Raw genomic sequence first — 26,132 nt, 5'->3', positions numbered from 1 at the left:
GAGATAATAGGCAGATGACTTGACCTAAGCGCAGTCTGTAATGTCATTGTAGTCAATACAGCCTATCTTCTTCTATGCTAATGTAACCGCCAAGAAGACGATCTATTTGCCTGGTAAAGCCTTATGAGCAAAACAACTCAAGATAATCCAGCAGTCGAGAACTCTGCGACAGAAACTGTGTCAAAACCATCAACGCGTAGCAAGCGTAGCACTAAAAATCCTGATACAGCCAATGCCGCAGAAAAAAGTCCGGCTAAAACCACACGTACACGCAGTACATCTGCACGTACCAAAAAAACGACTTCAAGCCAACAAGATTCAACATCTATAACACAGACTTCTGTTCAACAGGAACCAAACATGAGCCAAAATACAGTTCGCCGCGTTGCTATTATCGGTGGTAACCGCATTCCATTTGCACGTTCTAACGGTGCTTACTTTACGGCATCCAATACTGATATGTTCACAGCAGCCCTGAATGGTCTGGTTGAACGTTTTAACCTTCAAGGTCAACGCTTAGGTGAAGTGGTTGCAGGTGCTGTACTGAAACACAGCCGCGACTTCAACATGACGCGTGAATGTGTACTGGATACTGCTCTTGCACCGGAAACCCCTGCTTATGACATCCAGCAAGCATGTGGTACTGGCCTTCAAGCGGCCTTCCTGGTCGCGAACAAGATTGCTCTAGGTCAAATCGAAGTGGGGATCGCAGGCGGTGTAGATACGACTTCTGATGCACCAATCGCTTTCGGTGATGGCTTACGTAAAGCATTACTTGAGCTGAACATTGCGAAAACGGCGAAAGACCGTTTAAAAGCCCTGACTAAAATCAATGTGAAAGACCTGATGGACGCACCAAAAAATGGTGAGCCACGTACTGGTCTGTCTATGGGCGACCATCAGGCGATTACTACACTGGAATGGGGTATTTCCCGTGAAGCGCAAGATGAGTTAGCTGCTTCTTCACACCAGAAAATGGCAGCAGCTTATGAAGAAGGTTTCTTTGATGACCTGGTAACTCCATTCTTGGGTCTTGAACGCGACAACAACTTGCGTCCTGATTCTTCAGTTGAAAAACTGGCGAAACTAAAACCTGCTTTTGGTAAAGGCGATGCACGTACCATGACGGCGGGTAACTCTACTCCACTGACTGATGGTGCGTCTTGTGTGCTATTGGCTTCTGAAGAATGGGCTAAAGCAAATGGCCATGAAGTATTGGCTTACCTGACTTTCCAGGAAACTGCTGCCGTTGATTTCGTAGAGAAGAAAGAAGGCCTGTTGATGGCACCTGCTTATGCAGTCCCTCGTATGCTGGAACGTGCTGGTCTGAAACTTCAAGATTTTGACTACTATGAAATTCATGAAGCATTTGCATCGCAAGTACTTTCAACGCTGAAAGCTTGGGAAGATCCAAAATTCTGTAAAGAACGTTTAGGTCTGGATGCTCCACTAGGTTCAATTGATCGTGCCAAACTGAACGTAAAAGGTTCTTCTCTAGCTGCAGGTCACCCGTTTGCAGCAACTGGCGGTCGTATTATCGCAACTGCAGCAAAACTGATTAATCAGAAAGGTTCGGGTCGTGTACTGGTTTCGATCTGTGCAGCTGGTGGTCAAGGCGTAACAGCTATTATTGAAAAATAATCCAAACCTCATATAAAAAAGCCGCTCTTTATGAGCGGTTTTTTTATTGCAATATTATTAGCGAAGTATTTGAGGATTACTCTAGTAAAGACTCAAGTTAAGCTTTTCGGTAGTCTGGTTCCAGCCCCATTTTGGCCTCAAGGTGGTCATAGCACCACTGGAAGATGAAGGTATATACCAAAATACATAGCGTCATCACCAGATCCAGAAGAAAAGCCTGCGCCAGACTGATCTGTAATGCATAAGCTACCATCGGAATCGTTGCCAGCATCAAACCACCTTCAAATCCAATCGCATGAGCAATCCGCACTTTGATTGTTCTTTTCAGACGATGTTTGGCTTCAAACTTTTCAAAATAATGATTAAACAGCATATTCCAGAACATTGAAGTCACAGCCATCGCAATTCCGAGAGCGCCTGTGACCTCAAGCGGCATATGCATGAGCGTACTCAGTAATATGGCAATTACCACCAATAAAATGCCTTCATATAAGGTGGCATGAATCAGTCTTCTTTTCGAAATTAACATTTCAGTTCATCAAGTCAGGAGATAAAAGAATTTTATTTCTTTAAATTTGATTATTCGAGTTAGAATCTATCAATAAAAATGAAAGATAGAATTCATGAATATTAATCAAGAACAGCTACAGATGTTTAAACTGGTTATGGAAACTGGCTCCTTCTCTGCTGCTGCGCGTAAACTTGGTAAAGTTCCTTCTGCAGTGAGTATGGCCATTGCCAATCTAGAAATTGATCTTAATCTGGTGCTATTTGAACGCATTGGCCGTGAGCCAAAACCAACTGCACAGGCGAAAGTACTGTATGAAAAAACTGAGCAGCTTTTGGTTGAAATCAACCAATGGAAGCAACATGCCCTAGCACTTAGTTCAGGTCTTGAATCTGAACTGAATATTGTGGTGGTGTCTGAGCTCCTCCATACCCGCTGGACTGATTATATCGTTTTGCTGGAACGGGAATTTCCAGCGCTGCAAGTTAATGTCTTTAGCGCACCTCAGGAAGATGCTCATCACATGCTATTTGAAGGTTCAGCGCAGTTAGCGCTGATGTTTGAGCGGGAGCAATTAGAAACCCGTGAACAGTTTATAGAATTAAAGCGTGAGGTACTGGTTGCTGTGGCGGCCAAACAGCATCCATTAAGTCAATTTCACCAGGTCAGCTATGAACAGATTTTACAAAACCGACAGATTGTTGTTGCCAGTCGTGATCGTAGCATTAAGCCAGAACTGCTCTTTTCCCGGAATTACTGGCGCACTGACAATCATCATTCAGCCTGTAACATGATCCAGCAAGGTTTGGGCTGGGGTGTACTCCCTCTGGAAATGATCAATGAACAGCTACATTTGCAGGAGCAGCTACAGATCTTGCAGCTGCTCGATTTCACCCCAAAATTTGAATATTTTGTCGATCTGGTCTGGAGCCGGGAAACTCGACTGGGTACAGCTGCTCATTTTTTGATTAATCACTTGCGTCAGCAGCGAAAAACCGACCATTAATCACAGAAATTCAACGACAGTCTACTTGGTAAGAGGATGATTTATGATATATAAGAATGCATAAGCAATAACCATAGAACTAGATCGTAATGACATTAACTGCATTAAACCAATTAAAAAACTTGACGACTATTGTGGCAGATAGCAGTGATTTAAGCGCAATTGAGAAATTTCGCCCTCTGGATGCAACCACAAATCCATCTCTGATTACTGCAGCAGCGAAACAACCTGAAAATCAGGCATTGATTGAAGCTGCTTTTCAACAAGCCCAGCAAGAAGGCTATGTGAATAATGCCCTGATTGAACGCACGATTGATATTTTGACCGTCAAATTCGGTGTTGAAATTTTAAAACTGATTGAAGGTCGTGTTTCGACTGAAGTGGATGCCTCCCTGTCTTTTGATACTGAAGCGACCATCGCCAAGGCTAAAGAATTACTCGCGCTGTATGATCAATATGGAATTAATTCTGACCGCATCCTGATTAAGATCGCATCGACTTGGGAAGGTATTCAGGCAGCGAAAGCACTGGAAGAAGAAGGTATCCATACCAACCTGACCTTATTGTTTGGCCAGCATCAGGCCCATGCCTGCGCTGATGCCAAAGTGACTTTAATCTCACCTTTTGTCGGCCGCATTCTAGACTGGTACAAGAAAGCGGAAGGTGTTGAGTCGTATCCGATCGAAAAAGATCCGGGCGTACTCTCAGTGAAGCGCATTTATGAATTCTATAAAGCGCATGGGATTAAAACTGAAATCATGGGGGCAAGCTTCCGTAGTATTGAACAGGTCCTGGGCCTCAGCGGTTGTGATCTACTGACTGTCGCACCAAACTTGCTGGAACAACTGGAAAATGATCAGCGTGAAGTTCAGGCTCAGCTTTCAGCCAAAGATATTCAATCTCAAGGTGAACTGAATCCAATCAGTCATGCCGATTTTGATGCGCAACTGAAACAGGACCAGATGGCCAGTGAATTACTGCAAGGTGGTATCGATGGCTTTATCAAAGCCCGTGAACAACTGGCGGCTTTATTAAAGGAAAGTTTTTTGAGCACCACCTAAATTCACAGCGAATTTATAGAATTTCTCCAAGCCGATGTTGCTATAATGCCGCATCGGCTTTTTTCATTTTTGCGAGTTCTTCGTGTTTGGTATCACAGATCTAACGACCTTTATTATTGGGACAACGTTAATTGTGTTACTGCCGGGGCCGAATTCCCTCTATGTCATGTCAATTGCCTCCCGCTTTGGCATCAAGACCGGTTATATGGGTGCCTTAGGGGTTTATACCGGTGATCTGATTCTGATCCTATGTACGGCGTTAGGCGCAGCCTCCTTACTCCATACGTTCCCCGTGCTGTTTATTGCCCTGAAAATTATCGGTGCTGTTTATCTCAGTTATCTTGGGATCAAACTGATCATTGCCGCCTATCAGACTTTCTTTCCGAAACAGTCGTCACAATGTGTTCAGATTAAAAAGGCTACTTCTGAAACTGTCGAGTCGATTCAGCCTTTCCGTACAGCATTAACAATCAGTGTTTTAAATCCTAAAGCGATTCTGTTCTACCTGTCTTTTTTCGTGCAGTTTGTTGATCCTGTTTACCCTTATCCGGCACTGACTTTTGCACTCTTGGCTTTAATCCTGCAACTGATCAGCATGACCTACCTTTCAATCCTGATCTTTTCCGGGGTCAAACTCGCGAGCTATTTCAACCAGAATTATAAATTGACGGCTGGCGGGGTTGCTTCAGTAGGAATTCTCTTCTGCGGGTTCGGAATTAAACTGGCGACTTCAACCTTCTAAAAATTAGCAGCTTTCTGGCAAGAGCAGCGCTTTCAAAAATTGTTAAAAACATTGTGTTGATATATGAAAAGCGTATGATTTAAACGCATTTAAAAATAGTGTCATGGATGATGCCTAAACTTTTACAAGATCTCTCCTTTCCTGCCATCATGGCGGGTTTTATTACCTGCATGATTGGGATCAGCGTATCCGCGGTACTGGTCATTGAAGCAGCCCAAAGCCTGGGTGCAAATGCAGCGCAAATCAGTTCCTGGTTATGGGCACTCGGTATAGGTATTGGGGTTTCCGGCTTTCTGCTTTCCTGGAAATATCGTTATCCGATTTCCACCGCCTGGTCGACAGCCGGTCTAGCGTTAATTATTGCCTCCGCAGGCCATTACAGTCTGGCCGAAGCGATTGGCGCTTTTCTGATTTGCGGTATCCTGATTGCCTGTCTGGGATTTTTCGGAATATTTGACCGGATTTTTCAGTTTATTCCACAAAGTCTGACCAGTGCCATGCTGGCTGGTGTCTTACTGAAATTTGGTATTTCAGTATTTGGCAGCCTGCAACAATCCTGGGGCTTTGTACTTACCGTACTGGCCATTTATCTCATTTCTAAAAAGCTCAGTACCCGTTATAGCATTGTCATTACCGTACTGCTTGCAATTGTACTCTGTCCGTTCTTTATCGATTTTACACTTCCTCATTTGAACTGGAGTATCGCTCAGCCTGTATGGACCACGCCAGAATTTAGCCTGCAAGCTATTTTAGGACTAGCTCTTCCGCTGATGGTGATTAATCTGGCATCGCAATATTTACCAGGCCTGGCTGTAATTAAAAGTTATGGCTATCCACCCAAGGTAAATTCGATTTTAGGTTGGACGGGCCTCACTCAAGCACTACTCGCTCCCTTTGGCTGTTTCAGTGTTAATCTTGCCGCGATTAGCGCAGCAGTCAGTCTGGATGCACAGGCACATCCTGATCCGGCTAAACGTTATATCGCGGGTATGAGCTGTGGTCTGTTTTATATCCTGATGGGTTTCTTCGCTGCGACCCTGACCAGCTTATTGATGGCTTTTCCAGGTATTCTGATTACGGTTCTGGCTGGCATTGCCCTGTTTGGCACCATTGGCCATAACATCGCACTGGCTTTTCAGGACAGTCATGACCGGGAAGCCGCACTGATGACCTTTCTGTTCAGTGCATCCAATATCCAGTTTTTTGGAATAGGTTCAGCTTTCTGGGGCCTACTGCTTGGTTTGATGGTTTATTTACTATTTAGGCTTAAACCTCAGCTGGCTTAGACTTATATCTATCTCTTTTAATGTCCTGCCGTTTGAGAAAACAGATTGATGACCACTACACCGGAAATAATCAGGGCAATACCAATAAAAGCAGGAAGATCCAGCGCCTGCTTAAATACAATATAACCGACAATGGCCGTGAGAATGATCCCGACACCGGCCCAGATCGCATAAGCAATGCCTAAAGGAATCACCTTAATCACCTGAGACAGCAAATAAAAGGCGATACAGAATAAAACAACCACCGCTAAAGAAGGCCACAAATGGGTAAAGCCTTCAGATTTCACCAGAAATGTAGAGCCAGTGACTTCGGCAATAATGGCCAAACCCAACAAAAAATATGCCCAAGTTGCAGGATTCATTTTTTCACTCTCCAAATTTATCTTTCCTAGACCTAAACTTAGTTATGGTCTTAAGAAATAAATTTTTTATAAGTTTATGCTGAGGGGCGAAAGCTGATGCAAAAAATCCAGCGTCTTGATAAAAGTCTGCTGACTTTCTTTCTTGCCCATAAAGAACTGATATTCATGAATCAGCCAAGCTTTAGATTCGGGATAAAAAACTTCTGTTACTGGAACCTGCTGCGCTTTTAAAGCTTTGATAAAAGGCAAGGATTGGGTGTCGGTCAGAAAATCCTTGTTGCCCCCGCTAATGAATACTGGCGGATAAGATGGCGTAATATACTGGATTGGAGAAATACGTTTTAGAAACTCGGTATCATTTTTACGGTCACCTGTATAAGCCTGAATCAGGCTATATACTCCCCACTCTACGATCTTCATTTCATCAGGTGCGGTACTGGCGAATGACTCCAAGTCATAAATACCACAGTGCAGAATCAGACCTTTAAGCTGGGAAGGTTGCAGATAAGGTTGAAAATCCGATTGTTTGGCAAAGGCGGGATTTGTTAAAAGTGCAGCATAGTGGCTGGCCATATTCGCCCCGGCAGAATCTCCGGCCAGATATAAATTTTCGGCATCAATCTGGTATTCGGCTGCATGTTGAGTAATAAACTCCAAGGCCTGATCAATCTGATGTAACTGGCTTGGATAAATGGCTTGAGGTGCAAACTGATATTGGACCGATACCACATTATAACCTTGCGCAGCCAGAAGTTTAAAATAACCCCGGGCATGTTCTTTGGAACCAGAAATCCAGCCACCACCATGAATCCACACAATGGTTGGTTGCGGGCCGATATTTTCGATATTTTGTGGTTGATACAGATCCAGAGAGAGCTTTTTCTGCGGTTCATAGACCATATTCTGATGCACGATGACCGAACCTGGTGCATAGCGATCCATCACCTTTTGCTGCATCCCTGTGGTCAAATTAAAAGCACCGGCAATGACCCGACTATTTTGTACAGTATTTTGACAGCCTGCCAGAATAATTGAACAGAGCAGCAATAAATGAATGACAAAGAACCTCAAAACCTTCCCCCTAGATCAGCCAAAAAATAAGCCCAGGCAGTTTAAACCATCCCCAGAAAAACAGCGTCATTTATCCTGTTATTTTTGATCAATAAAACCTGAATTCCTAGTTTTTTACTCTGTTTTTTCTTTCATCAAATCTCTGCTTTTATGTGAAAAATATCTGTAATTTAAATATTTTTTGCCATTTTTCAGCTTTTTGCAATTGCACCCATGGGTGCACTGTGCTATCAATAAATCAGAGCGTAAAAAACACACAACATGCGGAGAAAAATCATGGCTTACCAACATATTTTAGTCCCAGTAGACGGTTCAGATATTTCCTTTTCTGCAGTTCGACATGCAGCCAAAATTGCCAAGGCATTTGGCAGTAAACTTTCCCTGATTAGCCTGATTGCAGAAGACCCTTTTACTGAAGCTGACTTCTACTACAGTTCAACGATTATGAAAGAGTATTTTGCTCAGGCTCATGCCAATGCAAAAAATGCCCTAAAAGAAGCCACTGCAATTGCAGGCAGTGAAGGTATAGAAGCAGATTCCCGCATTGTGACTGGCCTGGTGAATGCCGAACATATTGCTGAGACTGCAGAGGAAACCCAGGCTGATCTAATCGTCATGGGTTCACACGGCCGTAAAGGCTTCCAGAAAATGATTCTGGGCAGCTTTGCACAGGATGTTCTTGGCGCCAGTCAAATTCCGGTGTTAATCGTTAAAAAATAATCTGATTTGCGCATCTTCAAGGTGCGCAATTTTTTCAGGCAGTGTTTCTGTCTGAACCCTTCTACAGTAAACCTCCATTTTCTAAATGATCATTTCACTGCATATTCTAAAAATGAGGAAGCACCATGCAAAACTATGAACATATTCTTGTCGCACTCGATGAATCCTCGATGTCCTATGCTGCAGCTGAACATGCCCGCGAGCTGGCTAAAGCTTTTAATAGTAAGGTGACGCTGGTCAGTATTATTGCTGTAGACCCATTTAAAGGCGTGGACTTTTATAAAGTTGCTCCCGCAGTCACTGACTATTTCATGCAGGCAGAACAACATGCACTGGATCTTTTAAATGAGATTAAGGCAAATTTTGTGCATGATGGTACGCAAGTCATGACTAAAATCATTCATGGTATGGCACCTTCTGAAGGAATTCTTCAGGCAGCGCAGGAAGTTCCGACCGATCTGATTATCATGGGATCACATGGCCGTAAAGGTCTGCAAAAACTGATGCTGGGTAGCGTGGCACAGAATGTCCTTTCCCAGTCCGAGATTCCGGTATTGATTGTGAGACCTTAACGTAACCCAGACAACAAAAAAGCCTGCGATGCAGGCTTTTTTTAGCGAACTTTTTGATTCAGTTCGTTCAGGAAGAGTTCAGCATCCAGCTGGCTATTAAATACTTTTTTGTATTCTCCAGCTTGCTGAATAGAATGCGGTGTATATTGAAGGGAGATTTCAAACAGACCAGTCGCAGCATTTCTGCTGACATGAACCGCAATAATATGCCGAGTATTTAAATAAAAACCATCTTCGATTTTCACTAACATCTTGAATAAGACCTCTAGTATATCAATTTGAAGATTTCTTCATGTTTAATAGAAAAGTATAGTTTTACTTTCCTGTCTAGCCTCTTACTGTAAACCTTTTATGTGACTGATTTCACATTATAGTATTTTAAATGCGCTTAAATTCACCATTTAAAATAAGTCAATAATAAAAAGCCGGATCAGTTGATCCGGCTTTTTACATAACGATCTTATACGCTTAACATGCTGTTCAATGTCTCTGAGACATTTTTCGATTTCACCTGTGGTTTTAAAGCTTCAAGTTGTGCTTTGACTTCACTGCGTTGTGGTTCAATCAGGGTATACCAGCGTGAAAGCACCTGAAGTAGACGTGAACCGACAATCGGGTTTTTCTGATCCAGATATTTCGCCAGCTCGATATAATGCTGCACACCAAAGCTCCAGGTATTGACCGGATTGGCATTCAAACCGCCACTCACCGCACGGATACGGTTTGGCACTTTCAAGTCATAATCCGCATGCTCAGTGAGTGCTTTAATTGTTTCTGCAGTCGCTTTTGGATGAGCTGCTTGCAGCATGAACCATTGATCCAGTGCCAGTGCTTCATCTTTAAAGCGGTTATAGAAATCATCCAGGAATGCTTTAGCTTGAGGTGCATCATTCCATACCAGAACACGCAAGGCACCCAAACGTTCAGACATATTGCCTGTGTTTTGGTATTGCTGCCCTGCCAGTTCAAATGCACTTTCATCACCTTGACGTGCAATCAGCATCAACATGATATTTTTCAGTGCACGCACACCCATCGCCTGAGAGAAATCTGACTGCAGCTCAGGATCCAGACTCAGATAGATTTCTTTAGCTGTTGCTCCAAAGGCACGTGCCAATTTATGCAGCAAGGCATCACGTTTTTCCTTGATCATGGCTGGATTATAGTCTGTATCAATACGGCTACCCAGGTAACCTTCAGCCGGTACATCAAACAGACGGGAAGCCAATAACGGATCTTTTTGAATCAGATCAGGCAAGGTATTTAGCATTGCCTCGATATAGATTTCAGAAGGTTGATCATCCAACAAAATGCGTTCTAATAAAGTCTGGGTCGCCTGCCACTGGTTAAAACCATTGGTTTCATATTGCAACAGGAACGCCAGTTCTTGTTCAGAGTAATCAAAATGCAGATCAACGGGTGCAGAGAAGTTACGTAGTAAAGAAACCACCGGCTTGCTGGTTAGACCGCTAAACTCGATGGTCGCTTCATCCTGATCAAACAGATACACCCCATCTTTGACGCCATTTTCAAATAAGGCATCAGAGTGCAGGCTCAGCTGCTCGCCTGTAGCCGCATCAAACAAAGCCAAAGCCACTGGAATCGGAACAGCTTTCAGATTCGGATATTTCGGATGAGCTTTCAGACTTTGCTTAAAGCGAAGACGATAAGTTTGTGTATCTGCATCATACTCACCTTTAGCGACCAGTTTCGGTGTACCTGGCTGGTTATACCAAGTCAGGAAGTTTGATAGATCTACCCCTGAACCGGCAGTCAAGGCAGCTACCCAGTCTTCAACCGTTACGGCCTGACCATCATGACGGCGGAAATATTCATCTGTACCTTGACGGAATTTTTCTTTACCGAGCAAAGTCGCCATCATACGGTTAATTTCCGCACCTTTTTCATACACGGTCGCCGTATAGAAGTTATTAATTTCTACAAAATGATCCGGTCGCGGTGGATGCGATAAAGGGCCAGAATCTTCCGGAAACTGATGCGCTTTCAGGACTGCCACATCATCAATACGTTGTACCGCAGCAGATTGTAGATCTTCAGAAAAAGACTGATCACGGAATACGGTCAAACCTTCTTTCAGGCACAGCTGGAACCAGTCACGGCAAGTAATCCGGTTACCCGTCCAGTTATGGAAATATTCATGGGCAATCACTGATTGCACACGCATGATGGCAGCATCAGTTGTATATTCTTCATCAGCCAATACACATGAGGTATTGAAGATATTCAGACCTTTGTTTTCCATCGCACCCATGTTAAATGCGCTGGTTGCTACGATCATATAATTATCAAGGTCGTATGGCAGACCATAATGCTCTTCATCCCAACGCATGGAATGTTTCAACGCTTCCATCGCGATTTTGCATTTTGGAATGTCTTTTTCTTCAGCATAGATTTCCAGTGCGACATCACGACCTTCTGATGTGGTATAGCGGTCTTTCATCACTGCCATATCACCGATTACGCAGGCAAATAAATAGCTCGGCTTTTTGGTTGGATCTTGCCAAAGTGCATAGTGGCGGTTTTCATCCACTTCGCCGGTTTCGATCAGGTTACCGTTAGCCAGTAGAACCGGATACTTTTTGTCAGCTTCGACACGAGTGGTAAATACAGACAATACATCTGGGCGGTCTGGATAGAACGTAATTTTACGGAAACCTTCCGGTTCGTTCTGAGTTACGAATAAATCTGAACTGGCCTGATACAGACCTTCCAGCATGGTATTGCTTTCTGGATGAATCTTGACCACTGTTTCAATAGTCGCCTGATCTGGAGCATTGCTAATCACCAGTTGCTCAGCATCCAAAATATAATCTGATGCATTTAGTGGCTGACCATTTAACTGGATCGATTGCAGTTCCAGGTCACGACCAAGCAATACCAGATCACCTGCTGTTTGGCGCTGCATCTCCAGTTTGCTGCTGACCAGCGTATGATCGTCATAGACTTGAATATTCAGGTCGATTGAATCTACAACAAAAGAAGGTTTTTGATAGTCTTTTAAATAAATGGTTTGATCTGCTTCGATCACCGGATTCGCCGCGATATTCATATAATGTCCTGATCCTTTATTGCACAGCTTCTAAGGCAAAAGATTGTCAATGCATTGATCATACGCCTTGATCTTGAACCTGTCTGTGCGTTTCATTTGTATTGTATATGGGAATAATTACTGATCTTTTCAATTGAGCTACATCAAAATATACGATAATCGCCTTATATTTGCTCGATATCTAAAATCCCCATCTCTAAAACAACTTAAAGATAAAATAAAAAAAGCTTTCATCTGCACTGTATGATTCCTCTATGCATGATTACTGCACATGCAAAGTATTATTCCAATATGAAAAATTACTGCCTGGGTTCAGGACAACCTTATATCTAATTTAGATGCTGGGCGCTGCAAAACCTGACTTCTAAAAGATTAAGTTCTGGTTAATCTGCGTTCCAAATTTCATTTTAAATGCACAAATGACATGCACCAGTTTGAATGCATTTTGCATCACCCAACAGCAATGGCAGGATTCAAAGAAAGATATATGCCAAGTTTTCGGCTAATATCATATTTTTTTACATTTTCTTATGTGCTTGATTTAAAAATATATAATTTATGATTAATAGCAATTCCGAAATATTGATTAAAAAATGAGCATAGTTTTTGCTACAGTTTAAGTGTGTTTTCTCCAAGCGCAAAGACTCCAAGAATAACGACAACAAAGAAATTGAGGTGAGCTATGTATTTAAAACAGCATGTGGTACGGATTGAAAATCTTAAAACACTTCAGGTTCTGGATCAGGCCAATATTGATCATAAAGTTATTGCCCTGTTCATGAGTTCTGAAGGCGTTCAGCTACAGGCGCATGAGGTCAGTGCGATTCTGAATACTTATGATGCACTCGGTGCCAAAAAGGTTCCATCCAAAAAAGTGCAGGCGTTGATTCAAGCGAAACATCAAGGAGAGGAAGACGAAACATTACCCTGCCCCGTTTAAAAACGATGATCCAGTTTTCTTGAATACAGGGCTACTTCGGTAGCTCTGTTCGTTTAAAGGCTCTCTTCTTCTGAAATCTGCTTTATTAAAAATATTGTCAAATGACGCGTGACTTTGATGAGCTGTGTATAATCGCAGTTTCTCTTTATTCTGGAGTTGTGCGCAATCATGGTATTCAACGTTCTGCAAAAACAGCTTGATGAAAGTACGCAGTGCCCGTTATGTAAGGCCTCCATGTACTGGATCGAGGCAGAACAGTATGATCAGGACATTACTTATCATGAATGCAGCCACTGCCAGCATCAGCTCTATACCGACCAGAAACATAACTGTTATTGCGATCAGTGTCTGGCTCAGCGTAAACGTATGCTGAAAGAAGTCCGTTTACAGGAAAACCGGAAATTTCATAAAAAACAGGATCGGCATGAATATGAGCTCAATCAGCTCAGCTTTATTAATAAACTGTTTCTGCTCTCGATTCTGGATGAACAGGTTCTGGAACATAGCCAGCATCAGGAATATATTGACTGGCATGCCATTAAATATTATTCCATCAGCCCGAATTACCTGTATCAACATGGTCTGGTCAAAAATCTGCTGAAAGACCAGATTCTAGTTCCTAGAGATATTCAACAAGAGAATCAGCAGTACTATATTAATGTACGTCTGGATGGCTATTCTGAGCCAAGCCTGTTTAGTATTACCCAGCAATTGCGTTACTGGTTCTATGAAAATCTGAGCAAAGGCGTACCTTTTAAAAGTGCGGATGAAGTCAAAGATGCACTGTATTGTCTGCTGTATCAGGAAGTCATTCAATTCGCTCAGTTCTATTGCCGTAGCTGGGGTATCCAGATTGCGGGCAATCAAAGTTTTCAGGCTTTCTGCTATCGCCTGCTCGATGTTTTGGCTGTGGGACAGATTTATTATCTCGTGCAATCGGCCCTCGAATATCTGTATCAGCAGAAAGCTTTAAAACCACGAAATGAAAATTTCATTAATACCAATTTACTGAAAAAGACCCTACAGCAATATCGGGAACGTTCAGTGAATGAAAAATGGGAAACCTCTATCCTGCCTCGCCCACCGCAATTGCCTTTGAGCAAAATGAGCAGCATCCTGTTTTTCCGCTTCCTGGGTTATGATGAAAATATTTTCTTCCAACCGGTCTGGCGTTCATGGCAAAAGATTGAACCACGCCTGAAATTTTATTCACAAAAACGCTGTATGCATTGCGGCTCACAAGAGCTTACTGTTGAATATGATGCCAGCGATTATGTCAGCCTGTTATGCCGTAACTGCAAACATCAAGACCATTATTTTACCCGCTAAGCATTTAGCAGCCCTATTCATATTTGAAAGATCAGGATGATGAATACTTCCGTGCAACAATTACAAAATACTTTTCTCGATCAGATCTGTGAAGCCTGGTCATTGCTTCAAGAGCAGCAACCCTTGGTGCATGTGATGACTAATGCGGTGGCCAGCAACTATGTGGCCAATATCTTGCTGGCTGCGAATGCTTCGCCCGCCATGATTGATAATCCTTTTGAAGCAGAGGGTTTTGTCAAAATTGCCGGGGCACTCAGTTTAAATTTGGGAACGCCGACTACTGAACAGGTTGAGGCAATGCAGATTGCTGCGAAAACAGCACACAGCATTCAAAAGTCATGGGTACTAGATCCTGTTGGTTATGGAAATGTACTGCATTGGCGTTCAGGTGTTGTGGATCAGCTCATGATCTATCAACCCACAATTTTACGGGGGAATGCTTCAGAAATTGGTGCTTTGGCAGGGAAAAATATTGAGTCCAAAGGCGTCAATAGCACTGTCGATAGCTCGGAAGTTTATCTACAGGCGCAGTCCTTACTGGAACAATGTGAATGTATTGCTATTTCAGGTGAGTCTGATTACATCATTTCCAGAGATTATCCGGTGATTCAGGTTTTAGGCGGTTCATATTTACAGCCGCGCGTCACAGCAACTGGATGTGCCCTAGGGGCCCTGATTGCAGCGTATAGTGCAGTAAGTTCTCCTGCGATCGCAGCGCTCTCTGCTCATGTTCATTTTGCAATCGCCGGTCAATTGGCTTTTGCCAAAGCACCGACCTTAGGCCAGTTTAATGCTGCATTTACCGATGAGATCCATCAATTGAATATAGAAACGATCCGTCAATATGCAGACTTTCGGATTTTGGCGGATTAAGCATCAGTCGGGTGTTTTATAATGAACACATAGAACACCCTATTACACTATTCAACTTATTTTTAGATAATTAAATTCAGCCCTAATCTGGCAAAAATAATTTTTCAAGCGCTCAAGCTGAGTATTGTGTAAGCTTTGGATGAGCTTTTGTATCTCGAATTTGACTAATATCTTTCAAAATTACGTGAAATATATATTTTACCACTTAGTCAAATTCACACTTATTTTTAAACTTTATTTAAATTTGTTTAATAATTCTAAATAAAGCATGTCTGTATTTTGATACTTCAGTAAGATTTATTACTTCTAAACCTGTAAAACCTATTACGCATTCTTGGCTTCCGAAATATTCAATACTCCATTTAGCCTGAAGAATAAGCTTAGGTGAGCATTAATATCTAAGTCATAAATAATATTCAATAAAAGAGTCAGTTGCCCTTAAGCAACTGACTCAAAAAATAATCAAGACAGGCGATTAACCCTGATAATGGATACTCACCGACTTAATCCGGTTATTTTCGATTTCCATTACCTTGAATTGAATACCTTGGTAGTTCAGTTCAGTGCCTACCTCGACCACACTATTGGTTTTATCCAGAATCAGACCGGCAACACTGATATAGCCTGCATCTTCATCAATCAGATCCAGCATACCGAGCTCAAGTTCTAATTGGTACAAATCCAGCATACCAGATGCAATCCAGTGTGTATCATCAACTTTGACCAGATCCAGCTGCTCATCGGCATCCGGGAATTCACCGGCAATTGCCTCAAACACATCTAGCGGTGAAATCAGACCTTGTACATGACCAAATTCATCGCTCACCAGCACCAGAGAGCCTTTTGAGGTACGTAAGGTATTAATCGCGTCAATCACCTTCATTCTTTCAAAGATATAGATAGGGCGATGACGCTTGATCAAAGCTTTTAACTCTTCCGGTTCATCCAGTACATCTAACAGCTCTTTGGCACGAACGATGGTAATCACCTTATCCAGACTGCCCCGACAAACCGGAAACAGGCTGTGGGGTACAGACAGGATTTTTTCACGGATTTGTTCCGGACTATCCTCCAGATCGACCCAGGAAATCTGACTTCGTGGGGTCATGATCGATGCTACAGAACGCTCTGCCAAGGTCAATACCCCGCCAATCATATAGCGTTCTTCATCCGCAAAGGTTTCCTGTGCTTCATGCTGAGTAGTACTGGTGGTTTCAAGCTTAGCGCCCATCAGTTGGAGAATACTGTTAGCAGTGCGATGACGCAACGGAATCTTGGCTTCATGTTTCGCAGCATTGCGCTGACTAAACTGGTTAAAGGCTTCAACTGCAATTGCAACGCCAATACCAGAATAGATGTAACCTTTCGGAATATGGAAACCGAAACCTTCTGCCATCAGGCTGATCCCGATCAGTAGCAGGAAGCTCAAACACAGAATCACGACCGTAGGATGACGATTCACAAAGTCAGTCAATGGTTTAGACGCCAATAACATCACGGCCATCGCGATAATCATGGCCGCCATCATGACATAGATATTATCGACCATACCTACGGCGGTAATCACCGAGTCCAGTGAAAATACGGCATCCAGTATGACAATCTGAGCCACAACTGCTGTAAAGCCTGCATATGCCACCTTGGTCGTAACCTGTATTTCAGGCTTGCCTTCAATTTTTTCATGAAGTTCGGTAACAGCTTTATAGAGCAGGAATAAACCACCAAAGAGCAGAATCAAATCCCGTCCAGAGAAAGTCCAGTTAAATAATTGAATAAGCGGTTGAGTCAAGGTGACTAACCAGGAGATCGCAAACAGCAGACCTAAACGCATTAGCAAGGCCAAGGATAGACCAATCACACGGGCCTTATCACGCTGTTCAGGAGGAAGTTTCTCAGCCAGAATGGCAATAAAGACTAGGTTATCAATACCTAAAACGATTTCGAGAATAATAAGAGTAATTAAACCAACCCAAATTCCGGGATCTAATAAAAATTCCATTAGAACACCATCCCGTTTGAGTATGTAAGCAACGAATATGGAAGATCAACGCACGGCGAGGGATCCATTTAATTTAACCTTTTCGACTTAAGATGTATCTATTATGCATAAACTTATGATTTTTGAACAATAAAATTTATGAAAAACTGTTGCACCGCTTTGCCTCTCCTCATTCTAAAATCTTTTAATTTTCAAATCATTGGCCTGAATCTGTTATGTTCTACATAACTCATTACAAATTAAAGAAAATTTAGGCTTCTTTTTGACCCTAAGCGCATTAAATCTAACTGATAGAAGCCTGAGATATAAATTACTGTTTCTCTTAATATTCATATCTAATCATGCATCATAAAATATTGAATCATCCACTATCCGACTAAGTCCATTAAATCCACTTATCTAAAGACATATTTTAAATATGGATTTTTTTATTAAAATGGTTCATACACGTTATAAATAGTTAGTCGTGAGATCAAAAAGATGCATAAGTTTCTCATCCAAAACGGTTTTATTCGATGAGTGACCAATTTAAATGTACTCGCTCTAGCTTTCGGTCAGATTTGAGAAATCCGCATCTGCATCGTGCTACAGATTAAAAATGTATCAGAGCATTCATTTAAACAGCATCGATTTTGAATTGTATTTCCGCATACTCACCAAAAGTAAGATATGCGCAGGTCGGCCATTTATCCATATGGTTTGCCAACCCAGCTCTTATTTAGACTCTAAACCTAATCTGGAGCCTTAAGATTTGCATGTCATATCAATGCCATTCATCTGGATAAAGACAGTTACAATTTGCCCCGATTGAGCTACAACATGTAAATCGCCTGATTTTTTGATGTTAAGAAGATCTAACAAATGCAATCTCGTTAACATTTTAAAAATAAAGGTTGAAACATGTATAAACTTTTACATAAAATGTCAGTGCCCTAGAAAAATAAATAAAAGGAACATTTCATGACTAAAAAATATGCAAAATTTTTACCTTGTGCAGAAGACTTTAATTTAGAAAACTTTCCATACTACTGGGTGACTCAAGTCCATGCCCAATATGTCCTAAATGTAGATCATGCACTAAAAAAGTATGGTGTCGATAATTCACGTCGCCGTATCTTGCTTGCTCTTAAAGCCAAACCACATGCCAGCGTTTCTGACCTGTCAGAAATGGTCGTATCTAAAATGTCGACAACCACCAAGATCGTTTATCGCTTAAAAGATGAAGGTCTGGTTGAAACCTATTCCTGTGAAGACGATGCTCGTATTACCCGTGTCGTGCTGACTGAAAAAGGAATGGAAATGACACATAAAATTAATGACCTGACCAATGTTGTACTGGAACAGTCATTTGAAGGGCTAACCCCATTACAAATTGAAAAAACTATGGAAAGCTTACGCCATATCTTTAAAAACTTGGCTCGTTAAGTATTTTTTCAATTTTGAATTTAGCTGGCGAGATCAATAACACCTTTTATAATAATTAACGATCCGCCATTGCTTTCTAGGTTTTAGGAATCAAAAAAGTTCAGCTGTGGACTGGCTTTTTTGATTCTTTCTTTTGGTACATGTGAACATTCGAACTCCTCTACTGGAAATCCCTGTACAAAGCTGCGAATATCCGGTTGTGTGAGATTCAGCCATTCATGTAAACGTTCATGCGGAATCACAATGACTGAACGTTTAATATTTCCCGGCTCATGAAACTCTTTCATCATGGGATGGTCTATTGCATCCATCGTAATCATACTGGCCGAACGTACAATTTCATCCTGCACCCGTGCAATTTCATAGAGTGCCGCAATAAAGGTCGCTTTTCCATCCTTGCGTCTGACGCCCCAGCGCTGTGGTTTATTATCAAAATACTTTGACTCATAAAATTCCGAGACGGGAATTACCCCAAACTTGCATTTGACTGTCGCTTCTACAAAGGTTGGTTTTTGCAGCAAAGTTTCATTTCTGGCATTGTAGGTTTTTGTCCCAATCGTTTTATCCTCTGCCCATTTGGGAATAAAGCCAAAGTTAACCGAGCGCCATTCCAGACCTTGATCAGATTGAAATAACAAGGGGGTAGCATAATTCGGATAGACTTCTTCCGGATATTCAAAGGGAATTTCCGGCAAGCCCAGATCATGTATTTGCTGTGAAGTTAAAGGCTTAAAGTTGGCACACATGCTTAATCAGACAGATCACTTGATGTTCTGATTATAGCTTGATGCCAAGCTTAAACCTGTATGGATTATGGATAAGTTTCTATCATTTAATATTATTCACTGGGTACAGTCAGCCAGTGAGTACGGGTGAATTCCTCAAAAATCCAGCGTCCATTAAAACGCCCAAGCCCAGAGTTTTTCTCTCCCCCAAACGGAGCATTAGCCTGATCTGCCACACTAATACCATTGATATGAGTCATACCGATATCCAGCTGTTCTGTAAAACTGATACCACGTTCAATATTCGAAGTACAAACCGCACTGGATAAGCCAAAACGGGTATCATTGGCCAGCTTTAAGGCATGTGCTTCATCACGAGCTTTCAGTACTGGCAGAATCGGTCCAAAACTTTCTTCCTGAGCCAGTGGAGATTCAGGTGCTACCCCAGTAAAGATATGTGGATAGACCAGATTACCTTCTATCCCCCCTTCGTATACCAGCTCTGCACCCTGCTCTTTTGCACTTTGAATAATCTGCTGATGTTTTTTGATCTGACTCTGATTGATGATCGGCCCAATGATGGTCTCTTCCAGATTTGGATCACCCACAGCAACAGTTTTCACTCGCTCTAAAAGTTTTTCCACATAGGCATCATGAATAGACGCATCGACAATGACCCGATTGGTGCTCATACAGATTTGCCCCTGATGCATAAAGCGCCCCATGATTGTCAGTTCTACTGCCAGCTCAAGATCAGCATCATCCAGAATCACCAGTGGCGCATTTCCGCCCAGTTCCAGCGCCAGACGTTTAATTCGAGGGCTGGCTAAGGCTTTACTTCCTACATTCTGTCCGACTTCAGTAGAGCCCGTGAATGAGATCATTTTTGGAATCGGATGTTCGACAAAATAATCACCGATTTCACTGCCTGCACCTGAAACCACATTGAGCACACCTGCGGGTAAACCAGCTTCTTCAAACAATTTGCCTAATAAGGTTCCACCTGTCACTGGTGTATCACTTGCTGGCTTGAGTACCACACTATTTCCACAGGCAATCGCTGTTGCTACCGAACGCATGGATAAATGAAATGGAAAATTCCATGGGCTAATGACACCAATCACACCCAAGGGTTTACGCAGTACCAGACTTTTACGTTGGGGATCTTTGCTCTCCAGCTGTTCAGTCTTGATCTGCTCCGGAAATTTCTGACTTTCCTGAATAATGGATAAAGCAGCGCCAACTTCCAGACCCGCTTTAAAACGGGTACTTCCAGACTCAAGAATTAACCAGTCAATAATTTCATCTTGGCGTGCCTGAATCACCTGTTGTAGTTTTTGCAGGATTTGCTGTCTTAACTCAACTGATTTAATAGCACCCTGCTGAAAGGCTTTATCAGCTGCAGCATAAGCCGCATCCACATCTGCTGTACTGGCAGACTGCAAAGTAAAGATCGTATCCTGGGTGTAGGGATTCAGATTCTGAATCATTTTCTGGGAACGGCCGGGTTGCCACTGACCCGCAATAAACTGCTGATCCAAATGTTGATATGCCATGCTGTTCTTCCCTGCAATTTATTGATTTGCTTTTACTTTAGCAGAGCCATTTCAGGATGGAAGTGACAGCGACGAATTGTTACGCTTTTATCTTTAGCTTTATAAGTAAGTGGAACTTACTGATGCATGATTCTCTTTTATCGCAGTTTAAATCTTCCAGTACATCAGCCAAAATACGATTCTTAGAAATTAAAAATTGCGAATTAAACTGAGTCTTAAATACACTATCCAAAGCTCTACAGCTACCCAGCATGAGGAACTGTAAACGCTCATACGAATAGCGACTGGCAGATATAAAGCTACTGTTTAACAGATAATTATTATTAAAATTTTCTTCTGTGACATTGTTCTGTTTTAGGTGTTCAGTCAGTTAGTTTACCTTCCAAAAGAACATTTTTATCCTTAGATCTTTTTTAAGAGCAATAAAAAAGCCTCCGAAGAGGCTTTTTTTCAAGTTACAGGATTAGTCACCTGTATAACCTTTAAGTTTTAAACGAGCTGCATGTAGAAGCGGCTCTGTATAGCCTGATGGCTGTTCACCACCTTTGAAGATCAGATCAGAAGCAGCCTGGAATGCAATACTATTGTCAAAATCAGCAGCCATTGGCTTGTACAGTGGATCATTCGCATTTTGCTCATCCACAATTTTCGCCATGCGTTGCATTACTTCTTCAACCTGTTCACGCGTTACAATTCCATGACGTAACCAGTTGGCAACATGCTGAGAAGAAATACGTAAAGTTGCACGGTCTTCCATCAAGCCCACATCATTGATGTCTGGAACTTTAGAACAACCTACACCCAGATCAACCCAACGAACAACATAACCCAAGATACCTTGACAGTTATTTTCCAGTTCTTTCAGTTTCTCTTCTTCAGACCAATTGGTATCAGTTGCAAGAGGTGGAGTCAACAAATCATCTAAAGGCAACGCTTCAGTTGCAAGCAATTCTTGCTGACGGTTTGCCACGTTAATTTGGTGGTAGTGAATCGCGTGAATCACTGCACCTGTTGGAGATGGAACCCATGCACAGCTTGCACCTGCTTCAGGATGTTCAGTCTTGGTTTTGTACATGTCTAACAGCATGTCTGGTTTTGGCCACATGCCTTTACCAATCTGTGCTTTACCACGTAGACCTGTTTGTAGACCTACCATGACGTTACGGTTTTCGTAAGCTGGGAACCATTTTTGGCCTTTGATTTCGCCTTTACGCACGAACGGACCTGCTTCCATGAAGGTATGGATTTCATCACCTGTACGATCCATGAAACCGGTGTTAATGAAGATGGTACGGTCTTTTGCCTGAGCAATACAGTTTTTCAGGTTAACCGAAGTACGACGCTCTTCATCCATGATACCAATTTTCAGCGTTTTCGCAGGTAAACCAAGCGCCTGTTCAGCACGTTCAAACAGTTCAACCGCAAATGCAACTTCTTCCGGACCGTGCATTTTTGGCTTAACGATGTACATAGAACCGGTACGTGAGTTCTTGATCGTGTTCTCACCACGGATATCAGCCACAGAAAGCAATGGAGTTACCAATGCATCCATAATGCCTTCATAAATTTCTTCGCCATCTACAAGGATCGCCGGGTTTGTCATCAAGTGACCCACGTTACGAAGCAGCATCAATGAACGGCCATGAACCTTGGTCTCACCGCCTTCAACATTTTTGAAAGTACGGTCAGCATTTAGTTTACGGGTAATGGTCTTGCCATTTTTCTCGATAGACTCTTCAAGCGTACCTTTCATCAAGCCTAACCAGTTACGGTAGCCTTCTACTTTTTCTTCAGCATCAACTGCTGCAACAGAGTCTTCCAAGTCCTGAATCGTCGTTACAGCTGCTTCAAGCACAACGTCTTTTACGCCTGCAGCATCTGTTTGGCCAATTGGGCTGTTTGCATCAATCTGGATGATCGCATGCAGGCCGTTATTTTTCAATACAATTTCAGTCGGTGCAGAAGCTTCGCCATTGTAACCAACGAATTTAGAGCTATCCGCAACAGTTGTGGTAGAGCCGTCTTTCAGCGTTACAACCAGTGCATTACCTTCAACTGCATATTTGGTTGCATCAGCATGTGAACCTTGTGCCAGCGGGAATGTTTCATTTAAGAAGTTTTTCGCGAATGCGATAACTTTCTCACCACGTTTCGGGTTATAGCCTTTACCTTTTTCAGCACCATCTTCTTCAGAGATCACGTCGAAGCCGTATAAAGCGTCGTATAAAGAACCCCAGCGTGCATTCGCTGCGTTCAGGCAGTAACGTGCATTACGTACTGGAACTACCAGCTGTGGGCCAGCCAATAGTGCAATCTCTTCGTCTACATTTTCAGTGCTGATCTGGAAATCTTCTACTTCTGGTAATAAGTAGCCAATTTCAGTCAAGAAAGCTTTGTAAGCTTGTAATTCAAATGTGTTATTGCGATGCCATTCATCAATTTTAGCTTGAATATCATCACGCTTAGCCAAAAGTGCTTTGTTTTTAGGGCTAAGATCAACAACGACTTGTTCAAAGTTCTTCCAGTATGTTTCGCTGTCCAAACCAGAACCTGGTAGTGCTTCATTTTCGATAAAATCGTAAAGTTCTTTAGCAATCGCTAACTTGCCTTTTTGAATACGTGCAGTCATTGTCTTTCCTGATATTGCTACTTTTTATACAAGAGATTCTAGTATACCGATTAAAATCTAGCTGAATAGTACTATCACACCGCAAAATAATGAGCATTTTTCTAATAAGAATACCCTCATATTCTTATTAAATGATGTCACACACGATGCAATATCATCCTGCTAAATACCCTCATGACAGTGTATAAAGTTTTTGAAATGTAGAAATTAGACTTAAGTTCAGATTTTTGAATAAAAGTTGTCCGTTCTTTTTATACAAGGTCATATTTAGATCAAGATTAAGCCATGTTTGGCTGAGCTTGTCGATCTTTGACGCAATGGAATGCATAAAAAAGCGCCGGTCATGACCAGCGCTTGTTGTATTTATTCAGGCTCACTTGAAGCTATTTTCTCGATCTGGCGATGTTCAGAATGCAGGTATTCATCTGACTGCATTTCCAATAAGCGTGAACGAGTCCGTTCAATTTCGAAAGCCAGTCGCTCACCTTTATAAAGATCAACGATATTATCTTCTGAGGTCAATAGTAATTTGACTCCACGGTCATAAAATTCATCGACCAGATAAATGAAACGGCGTGTGGCATCATTCAGGAAATCGGTTAAATGCGGCACATTGCTGACTAATACCGTATTGTAAATATTCGCAATTTCAATGAAGTCAGCTGGACTACGCGGTTTTAGACATAGTTCAGAGAACTCACACCACAAGACATCTTCAGTATGGGCCACAGTTTCCACAATGCGGTTATTGATGATGATTGGCTCTTGAGAAGAGGTTTGGGTTTGAGTCAGTGCGGTATAGCGATGTGCCAACCAGTTTTTATTATCATGCGTTAGTGGATATTTGAATAATTGCGCCTGCTTTAAGACACGTAAACGGTAATCCACACCGGCATCTACATTCAGAATGACACAGTTTTTCTTGACCATTTCAATGGTTGGCAGAAAACGGTCACGGTGAATCCCATTTTTATATAAACCATCTGGTGCAATGTTCGAAGTTGCCACCAGCGTAATGCCACGCTCAAACAGCTTCTGGAACAGATCACTCAGGATCATGGCATCTGTCACGTTAGATACAAAGAATTCATCAAAACAGATCACCACAGCATCTTTATAAATCTGATCCGCTACCAGATCCAGAGGATTGCGCTGACCCGAAAGCTTGTTTAATTCACGATGCACATGTTGCATGAAATGGTGAAAGTGCATACGGGTTTTACGGCGAAATGGAATCGATTCATAAAACTGATCCATGAGCCAGGTCTTGCCACGACCTACTCCGCCCCACATATATACGCCTTTTGGCGAAGTCTGACGACGAAAACGGCGAAAGGCTTTTTTAGACGCTTTGAAGCGCTGAATTAATTCCAGCCAGGTACGATTCAGCTCATGTACTGCCATGGCCTGTGCATCATCAGGCATAAACTGTCCTGAAGACAAAGCCTGTGCATAACGTTCTGCAGGAGAGATCGGACTAAAAGCGGTGCTGTGCTGTGAATTAAAATCGGACATAGGTTTCGTACTATTCAGGATCTGTTTAATTATAGCGGAGTTTAGAACGCACACTATAACACTTTGGCATTAACTAACTTAGGCTATTTTATATATTGCCGAGGACTTTGCCCAAACCAACGCTTAAAGGCATGGTTAAAAGCAGCCGGTTCGGAATAACCCAATAACTCTGCAATCATTTCAATCGAATACTGTTTATATTCAATGAGTCGCAAAGCTTTATCTTTAATAATCTCTTCGCGAATCTGTTTATAACTGGTATCGAACTGCTGTAATTGATGGCGTAAAGTACGTTCTGGAATATTCAGAGCCTGAGCCGTTTCAGCCATACTCGGCATCAAACCGGTTTGCAGCTCCAGATAATCCTGTACTCGCTGTACCACAGTCGGGACATCAGCATCTTCCGCCAGACGTTCCAGTTCAGTCAGACACTTTGCTTCATAGACTGCAAAGGTCTCCGCATCTGCTGAAGGAATTCGGATATCCAAAATGGCCTCATCAAACCAGAATGCAGCTCTTGCAGCACCAAACTGTACCTGTGTTCCATAATAATCATTATAGATTTTCTGGGTAGCAGGTTGTTCCGGTGCGGCGAAAGGCAGTTCAATCTGCAAGTCAGGCTTGGACAAACCCATCATCTTGTAAATATCGCGAATGAACTTGAAAGTACCTGAAATCTCAGCTTGCGCGACCAGCATTCCCAGATGATCTTCCGTTTTCTTGGGATAATAGCAAAGCGCACTGCGGTACTCACTTTGCTCCACTCCCAACTGACCGGTAAGATGCGTCAATTGCTGAAAACGAATCACCTGGTGCATCGCATCACGTACAGTAGGACTGGTCACCAACAACATCAGCAAAGGCCCATAACCTGCCAATGCATAATGCTGGCCGATCAATAAACCCTGTTCTGGCTGGATATCCTGACCCACCACCTTGAGCACATCATATTCCACGCTTGGGTGAATAATTGAAGTCGGATCAAGCGCATCAACACGCAAGCCGATATTTTGCAGTTTTTGATCGACCTCTATGCCAGCCTTGCGCATGCCCTGGATCAGATACATCAGACTGAGAACAGAACGTTTCATAACCATACAAA

The 26,132-nt window shown here is 42.3% G+C and carries 22 protein-coding genes; 11 read left to right on the top strand and 11 right to left on the bottom strand.

The window, feature by feature from the left end; translation table 11 throughout:
• The first annotated feature begins 123 nt into the window (after positions 1 to 123).
• Positions 124 to 1,641, top strand: coding sequence for an acetyl-CoA C-acetyltransferase (locus tag FTV12_RS03470; protein WP_179992456.1), 1,518 nt, complete (start codon positions 124 to 126; stop codon positions 1,639 to 1,641).
• Between the two features lie 97 nt (positions 1,642 to 1,738).
• Here FTV12_RS03470 and aceI read toward each other — a convergent pair whose 3' ends face one another.
• The gene (gene aceI, locus FTV12_RS03465) at positions 1,739 to 2,170 is read right to left on the bottom strand and encodes a chlorhexidine efflux PACE transporter AceI (RefSeq protein WP_180017578.1); all 432 of its coding nucleotides are present in this window, start codon (positions 2,168 to 2,170) and stop codon (positions 1,739 to 1,741) included.
• 94 nt (positions 2,171 to 2,264) lie between these two features.
• Between aceI and FTV12_RS03460 the strand changes: the two genes are divergently transcribed.
• The 4 genes from FTV12_RS03460 to FTV12_RS03445 all read left to right on the top strand — a co-directional run bounded on the left by FTV12_RS03460 (position 2,265) and on the right by FTV12_RS03445 (position 6,244).
• Complete coding sequence (locus FTV12_RS03460) at positions 2,265 to 3,155, top strand: LysR family transcriptional regulator (RefSeq protein ID WP_179992455.1); 891 nt, start codon at positions 2,265 to 2,267, stop codon at positions 3,153 to 3,155.
• An 89-nt stretch (positions 3,156 to 3,244) separates the two neighbouring features.
• Positions 3,245 to 4,216 carry a transaldolase gene (gene tal / locus FTV12_RS03455; RefSeq protein WP_159124304.1) on the top strand — a complete coding sequence of 324 codons (972 nt, stop codon included), beginning with the start codon at positions 3,245 to 3,247 and terminating at the stop codon, positions 4,214 to 4,216.
• Positions 4,217 to 4,298: 82 nt separating this feature from the next.
• A complete protein-coding gene (gene leuE / locus FTV12_RS03450) occupies positions 4,299 to 4,958 on the top strand; it encodes a leucine efflux protein LeuE (RefSeq protein ID WP_180033507.1) in 660 nt (219 codons plus the stop codon).
• A gap of 110 nt (positions 4,959 to 5,068) precedes the next feature.
• Positions 5,069 to 6,244 carry a benzoate/H(+) symporter BenE family transporter gene (locus FTV12_RS03445; RefSeq protein WP_180033514.1) on the top strand — a complete coding sequence of 392 codons (1,176 nt, stop codon included), beginning with the start codon at positions 5,069 to 5,071 and terminating at the stop codon, positions 6,242 to 6,244.
• 17 nt (positions 6,245 to 6,261) lie between these two features.
• On the opposite strand, the gene FTV12_RS03440 is transcribed toward FTV12_RS03445, so the two are convergent.
• The gene (locus FTV12_RS03440) at positions 6,262 to 6,606 is read right to left on the bottom strand and encodes an SMR family transporter (RefSeq protein ID WP_180033506.1); all 345 of its coding nucleotides are present in this window, start codon (positions 6,604 to 6,606) and stop codon (positions 6,262 to 6,264) included.
• Between the two features lie 66 nt (positions 6,607 to 6,672).
• Positions 6,673 to 7,677: an alpha/beta hydrolase gene (locus FTV12_RS03435; RefSeq protein ID WP_180017586.1), complete on the bottom strand. Its 1,005-nt coding sequence runs from the start codon at positions 7,675 to 7,677 to the stop codon at positions 6,673 to 6,675.
• A gap of 276 nt (positions 7,678 to 7,953) precedes the next feature.
• On the opposite strand from FTV12_RS03435, the gene FTV12_RS03430 reads away from it, so the two are divergent.
• Both FTV12_RS03430 and FTV12_RS03425 read left to right on the top strand, forming a co-directional pair.
• Positions 7,954 to 8,397 (top strand): universal stress protein, encoded by a 444-nt coding sequence (locus FTV12_RS03430; RefSeq protein ID WP_125279008.1) that lies wholly within the window; start codon positions 7,954 to 7,956, stop codon positions 8,395 to 8,397.
• A 125-nt stretch (positions 8,398 to 8,522) separates the two neighbouring features.
• Positions 8,523 to 8,969: a universal stress protein gene (locus FTV12_RS03425; RefSeq protein WP_180033505.1), complete on the top strand. Its 447-nt coding sequence runs from the start codon at positions 8,523 to 8,525 to the stop codon at positions 8,967 to 8,969.
• A 41-nt stretch (positions 8,970 to 9,010) separates the two neighbouring features.
• Here FTV12_RS03425 and FTV12_RS03420 read toward each other — a convergent pair whose 3' ends face one another.
• Positions 9,011 to 9,220 (bottom strand): hypothetical protein, encoded by a 210-nt coding sequence (locus tag FTV12_RS03420; protein WP_004783945.1) that lies wholly within the window; start codon positions 9,218 to 9,220, stop codon positions 9,011 to 9,013.
• Between the two features lie 209 nt (positions 9,221 to 9,429).
• Positions 9,430 to 12,039: an aminopeptidase N gene (gene pepN / locus FTV12_RS03415; protein WP_180033504.1), complete on the bottom strand. Its 2,610-nt coding sequence runs from the start codon at positions 12,037 to 12,039 to the stop codon at positions 9,430 to 9,432.
• 682 nt (positions 12,040 to 12,721) lie between these two features.
• Between pepN and FTV12_RS03410 the strand changes: the two genes are divergently transcribed.
• The 3 genes from FTV12_RS03410 to thiM all read left to right on the top strand — a co-directional run bounded on the left by FTV12_RS03410 (position 12,722) and on the right by thiM (position 15,181).
• A complete protein-coding gene (locus tag FTV12_RS03410) occupies positions 12,722 to 12,979 on the top strand; it encodes a hypothetical protein (RefSeq protein WP_004783954.1) in 258 nt (85 codons plus the stop codon).
• Between the two features lie 168 nt (positions 12,980 to 13,147).
• Positions 13,148 to 14,308 carry a hypothetical protein gene (locus tag FTV12_RS03405; protein ID WP_125279012.1) on the top strand — a complete coding sequence of 387 codons (1,161 nt, stop codon included), beginning with the start codon at positions 13,148 to 13,150 and terminating at the stop codon, positions 14,306 to 14,308.
• A 39-nt stretch (positions 14,309 to 14,347) separates the two neighbouring features.
• On the top strand, positions 14,348 to 15,181 hold the full coding sequence (gene thiM / locus FTV12_RS03400; RefSeq protein WP_180033513.1) for a hydroxyethylthiazole kinase: 834 nt from the start codon (positions 14,348 to 14,350) through the stop codon (positions 15,179 to 15,181).
• 475 nt (positions 15,182 to 15,656) lie between these two features.
• Here the strand turns inward: thiM and FTV12_RS03395 are convergent, their stop codons facing one another.
• On the bottom strand, positions 15,657 to 17,180 hold the full coding sequence (locus tag FTV12_RS03395) for a TerC family protein (protein ID WP_179992446.1): 1,524 nt from the start codon (positions 17,178 to 17,180) through the stop codon (positions 15,657 to 15,659).
• A gap of 960 nt (positions 17,181 to 18,140) precedes the next feature.
• Between FTV12_RS03395 and FTV12_RS03390 the strand changes: the two genes are divergently transcribed.
• A complete protein-coding gene (locus FTV12_RS03390) occupies positions 18,141 to 18,605 on the top strand; it encodes a MarR family winged helix-turn-helix transcriptional regulator (RefSeq protein WP_179992445.1) in 465 nt (154 codons plus the stop codon).
• Positions 18,606 to 18,688: 83 nt separating this feature from the next.
• Here the strand turns inward: FTV12_RS03390 and FTV12_RS03385 are convergent, their stop codons facing one another.
• The 5 genes from FTV12_RS03385 to FTV12_RS03365 all read right to left on the bottom strand — a co-directional run bounded on the left by FTV12_RS03385 (position 18,689) and on the right by FTV12_RS03365 (position 26,121).
• The gene (locus FTV12_RS03385) at positions 18,689 to 19,351 is read right to left on the bottom strand and encodes an SOS response-associated peptidase family protein (RefSeq protein WP_180033503.1); all 663 of its coding nucleotides are present in this window, start codon (positions 19,349 to 19,351) and stop codon (positions 18,689 to 18,691) included.
• A 92-nt stretch (positions 19,352 to 19,443) separates the two neighbouring features.
• Positions 19,444 to 20,886 carry an aldehyde dehydrogenase family protein gene (locus tag FTV12_RS03380; RefSeq protein ID WP_180033502.1) on the bottom strand — a complete coding sequence of 481 codons (1,443 nt, stop codon included), beginning with the start codon at positions 20,884 to 20,886 and terminating at the stop codon, positions 19,444 to 19,446.
• 463 nt (positions 20,887 to 21,349) lie between these two features.
• A complete protein-coding gene (locus FTV12_RS03375) occupies positions 21,350 to 23,515 on the bottom strand; it encodes a malate synthase G (RefSeq protein ID WP_034702314.1) in 2,166 nt (721 codons plus the stop codon).
• A 363-nt stretch (positions 23,516 to 23,878) separates the two neighbouring features.
• Positions 23,879 to 25,030 (bottom strand): cell division protein ZapE, encoded by a 1,152-nt coding sequence (zapE, locus tag FTV12_RS03370; RefSeq protein WP_166135048.1) that lies wholly within the window; start codon positions 25,028 to 25,030, stop codon positions 23,879 to 23,881.
• A gap of 83 nt (positions 25,031 to 25,113) precedes the next feature.
• On the bottom strand, positions 25,114 to 26,121 hold the full coding sequence (locus tag FTV12_RS03365; RefSeq protein WP_180033501.1) for an AraC family transcriptional regulator: 1,008 nt from the start codon (positions 26,119 to 26,121) through the stop codon (positions 25,114 to 25,116).
• Positions 26,122 to 26,132 lie beyond the last annotated feature (11 nt).

Source organism: Acinetobacter sp. YH12233 (assembly GCF_013417725.1).
Classification (GTDB): domain Bacteria; phylum Pseudomonadota; class Gammaproteobacteria; order Pseudomonadales; family Moraxellaceae; genus Acinetobacter.
Note: the sequence above shows the minus strand (reverse complement) of the source record. Positions and strands in the feature narration are given on the sequence as shown.

Excerpts from the sequence above, each read along its gene's own strand:
- FTV12_RS03470 (WP_179992456.1), top strand. The coding sequence starts at position 124 with ATGAGCAAAACAACTCAAGATAATCCAGCAGTCGAGAACTCTGCGACA.
- aceI (WP_180017578.1), bottom strand. The coding sequence starts at position 2,170 with ATGTTAATTTCGAAAAGAAGACTGATTCATGCCACCTTATATGAAGGC.
- FTV12_RS03460 (WP_179992455.1), top strand. The coding sequence starts at position 2,265 with ATGAATATTAATCAAGAACAGCTACAGATGTTTAAACTGGTTATGGAA.
- tal (WP_159124304.1), top strand. The coding sequence starts at position 3,245 with ATGACATTAACTGCATTAAACCAATTAAAAAACTTGACGACTATTGTG.
- FTV12_RS03445 (WP_180033514.1), top strand. The coding sequence starts at position 5,069 with ATGCCTAAACTTTTACAAGATCTCTCCTTTCCTGCCATCATGGCGGGT.
- FTV12_RS03440 (WP_180033506.1), bottom strand. The coding sequence starts at position 6,606 with ATGAATCCTGCAACTTGGGCATATTTTTTGTTGGGTTTGGCCATTATT.
- FTV12_RS03430 (WP_125279008.1), top strand. The coding sequence starts at position 7,954 with ATGGCTTACCAACATATTTTAGTCCCAGTAGACGGTTCAGATATTTCC.
- FTV12_RS03425 (WP_180033505.1), top strand. The coding sequence starts at position 8,523 with ATGCAAAACTATGAACATATTCTTGTCGCACTCGATGAATCCTCGATG.
- FTV12_RS03420 (WP_004783945.1), bottom strand. The coding sequence starts at position 9,220 with ATGTTAGTGAAAATCGAAGATGGTTTTTATTTAAATACTCGGCATATT.
- pepN (WP_180033504.1), bottom strand. The coding sequence starts at position 12,039 with ATGAATATCGCGGCGAATCCGGTGATCGAAGCAGATCAAACCATTTAT.
- FTV12_RS03410 (WP_004783954.1), top strand. The coding sequence starts at position 12,722 with ATGTATTTAAAACAGCATGTGGTACGGATTGAAAATCTTAAAACACTT.
- FTV12_RS03405 (WP_125279012.1), top strand. The coding sequence starts at position 13,148 with ATGGTATTCAACGTTCTGCAAAAACAGCTTGATGAAAGTACGCAGTGC.
- thiM (WP_180033513.1), top strand. The coding sequence starts at position 14,348 with ATGAATACTTCCGTGCAACAATTACAAAATACTTTTCTCGATCAGATC.
- FTV12_RS03395 (WP_179992446.1), bottom strand. The coding sequence starts at position 17,180 with ATGGAATTTTTATTAGATCCCGGAATTTGGGTTGGTTTAATTACTCTT.
- FTV12_RS03390 (WP_179992445.1), top strand. The coding sequence starts at position 18,141 with ATGACTAAAAAATATGCAAAATTTTTACCTTGTGCAGAAGACTTTAAT.
- FTV12_RS03385 (WP_180033503.1), bottom strand. The coding sequence starts at position 19,351 with ATGTGTGCCAACTTTAAGCCTTTAACTTCACAGCAAATACATGATCTG.
- FTV12_RS03380 (WP_180033502.1), bottom strand. The coding sequence starts at position 20,886 with ATGGCATATCAACATTTGGATCAGCAGTTTATTGCGGGTCAGTGGCAA.
- FTV12_RS03375 (WP_034702314.1), bottom strand. The coding sequence starts at position 23,515 with ATGACTGCACGTATTCAAAAAGGCAAGTTAGCGATTGCTAAAGAACTT.
- zapE (WP_166135048.1), bottom strand. The coding sequence starts at position 25,030 with ATGTCCGATTTTAATTCACAGCACAGCACCGCTTTTAGTCCGATCTCT.
- FTV12_RS03365 (WP_180033501.1), bottom strand. The coding sequence starts at position 26,121 with ATGAAACGTTCTGTTCTCAGTCTGATGTATCTGATCCAGGGCATGCGC.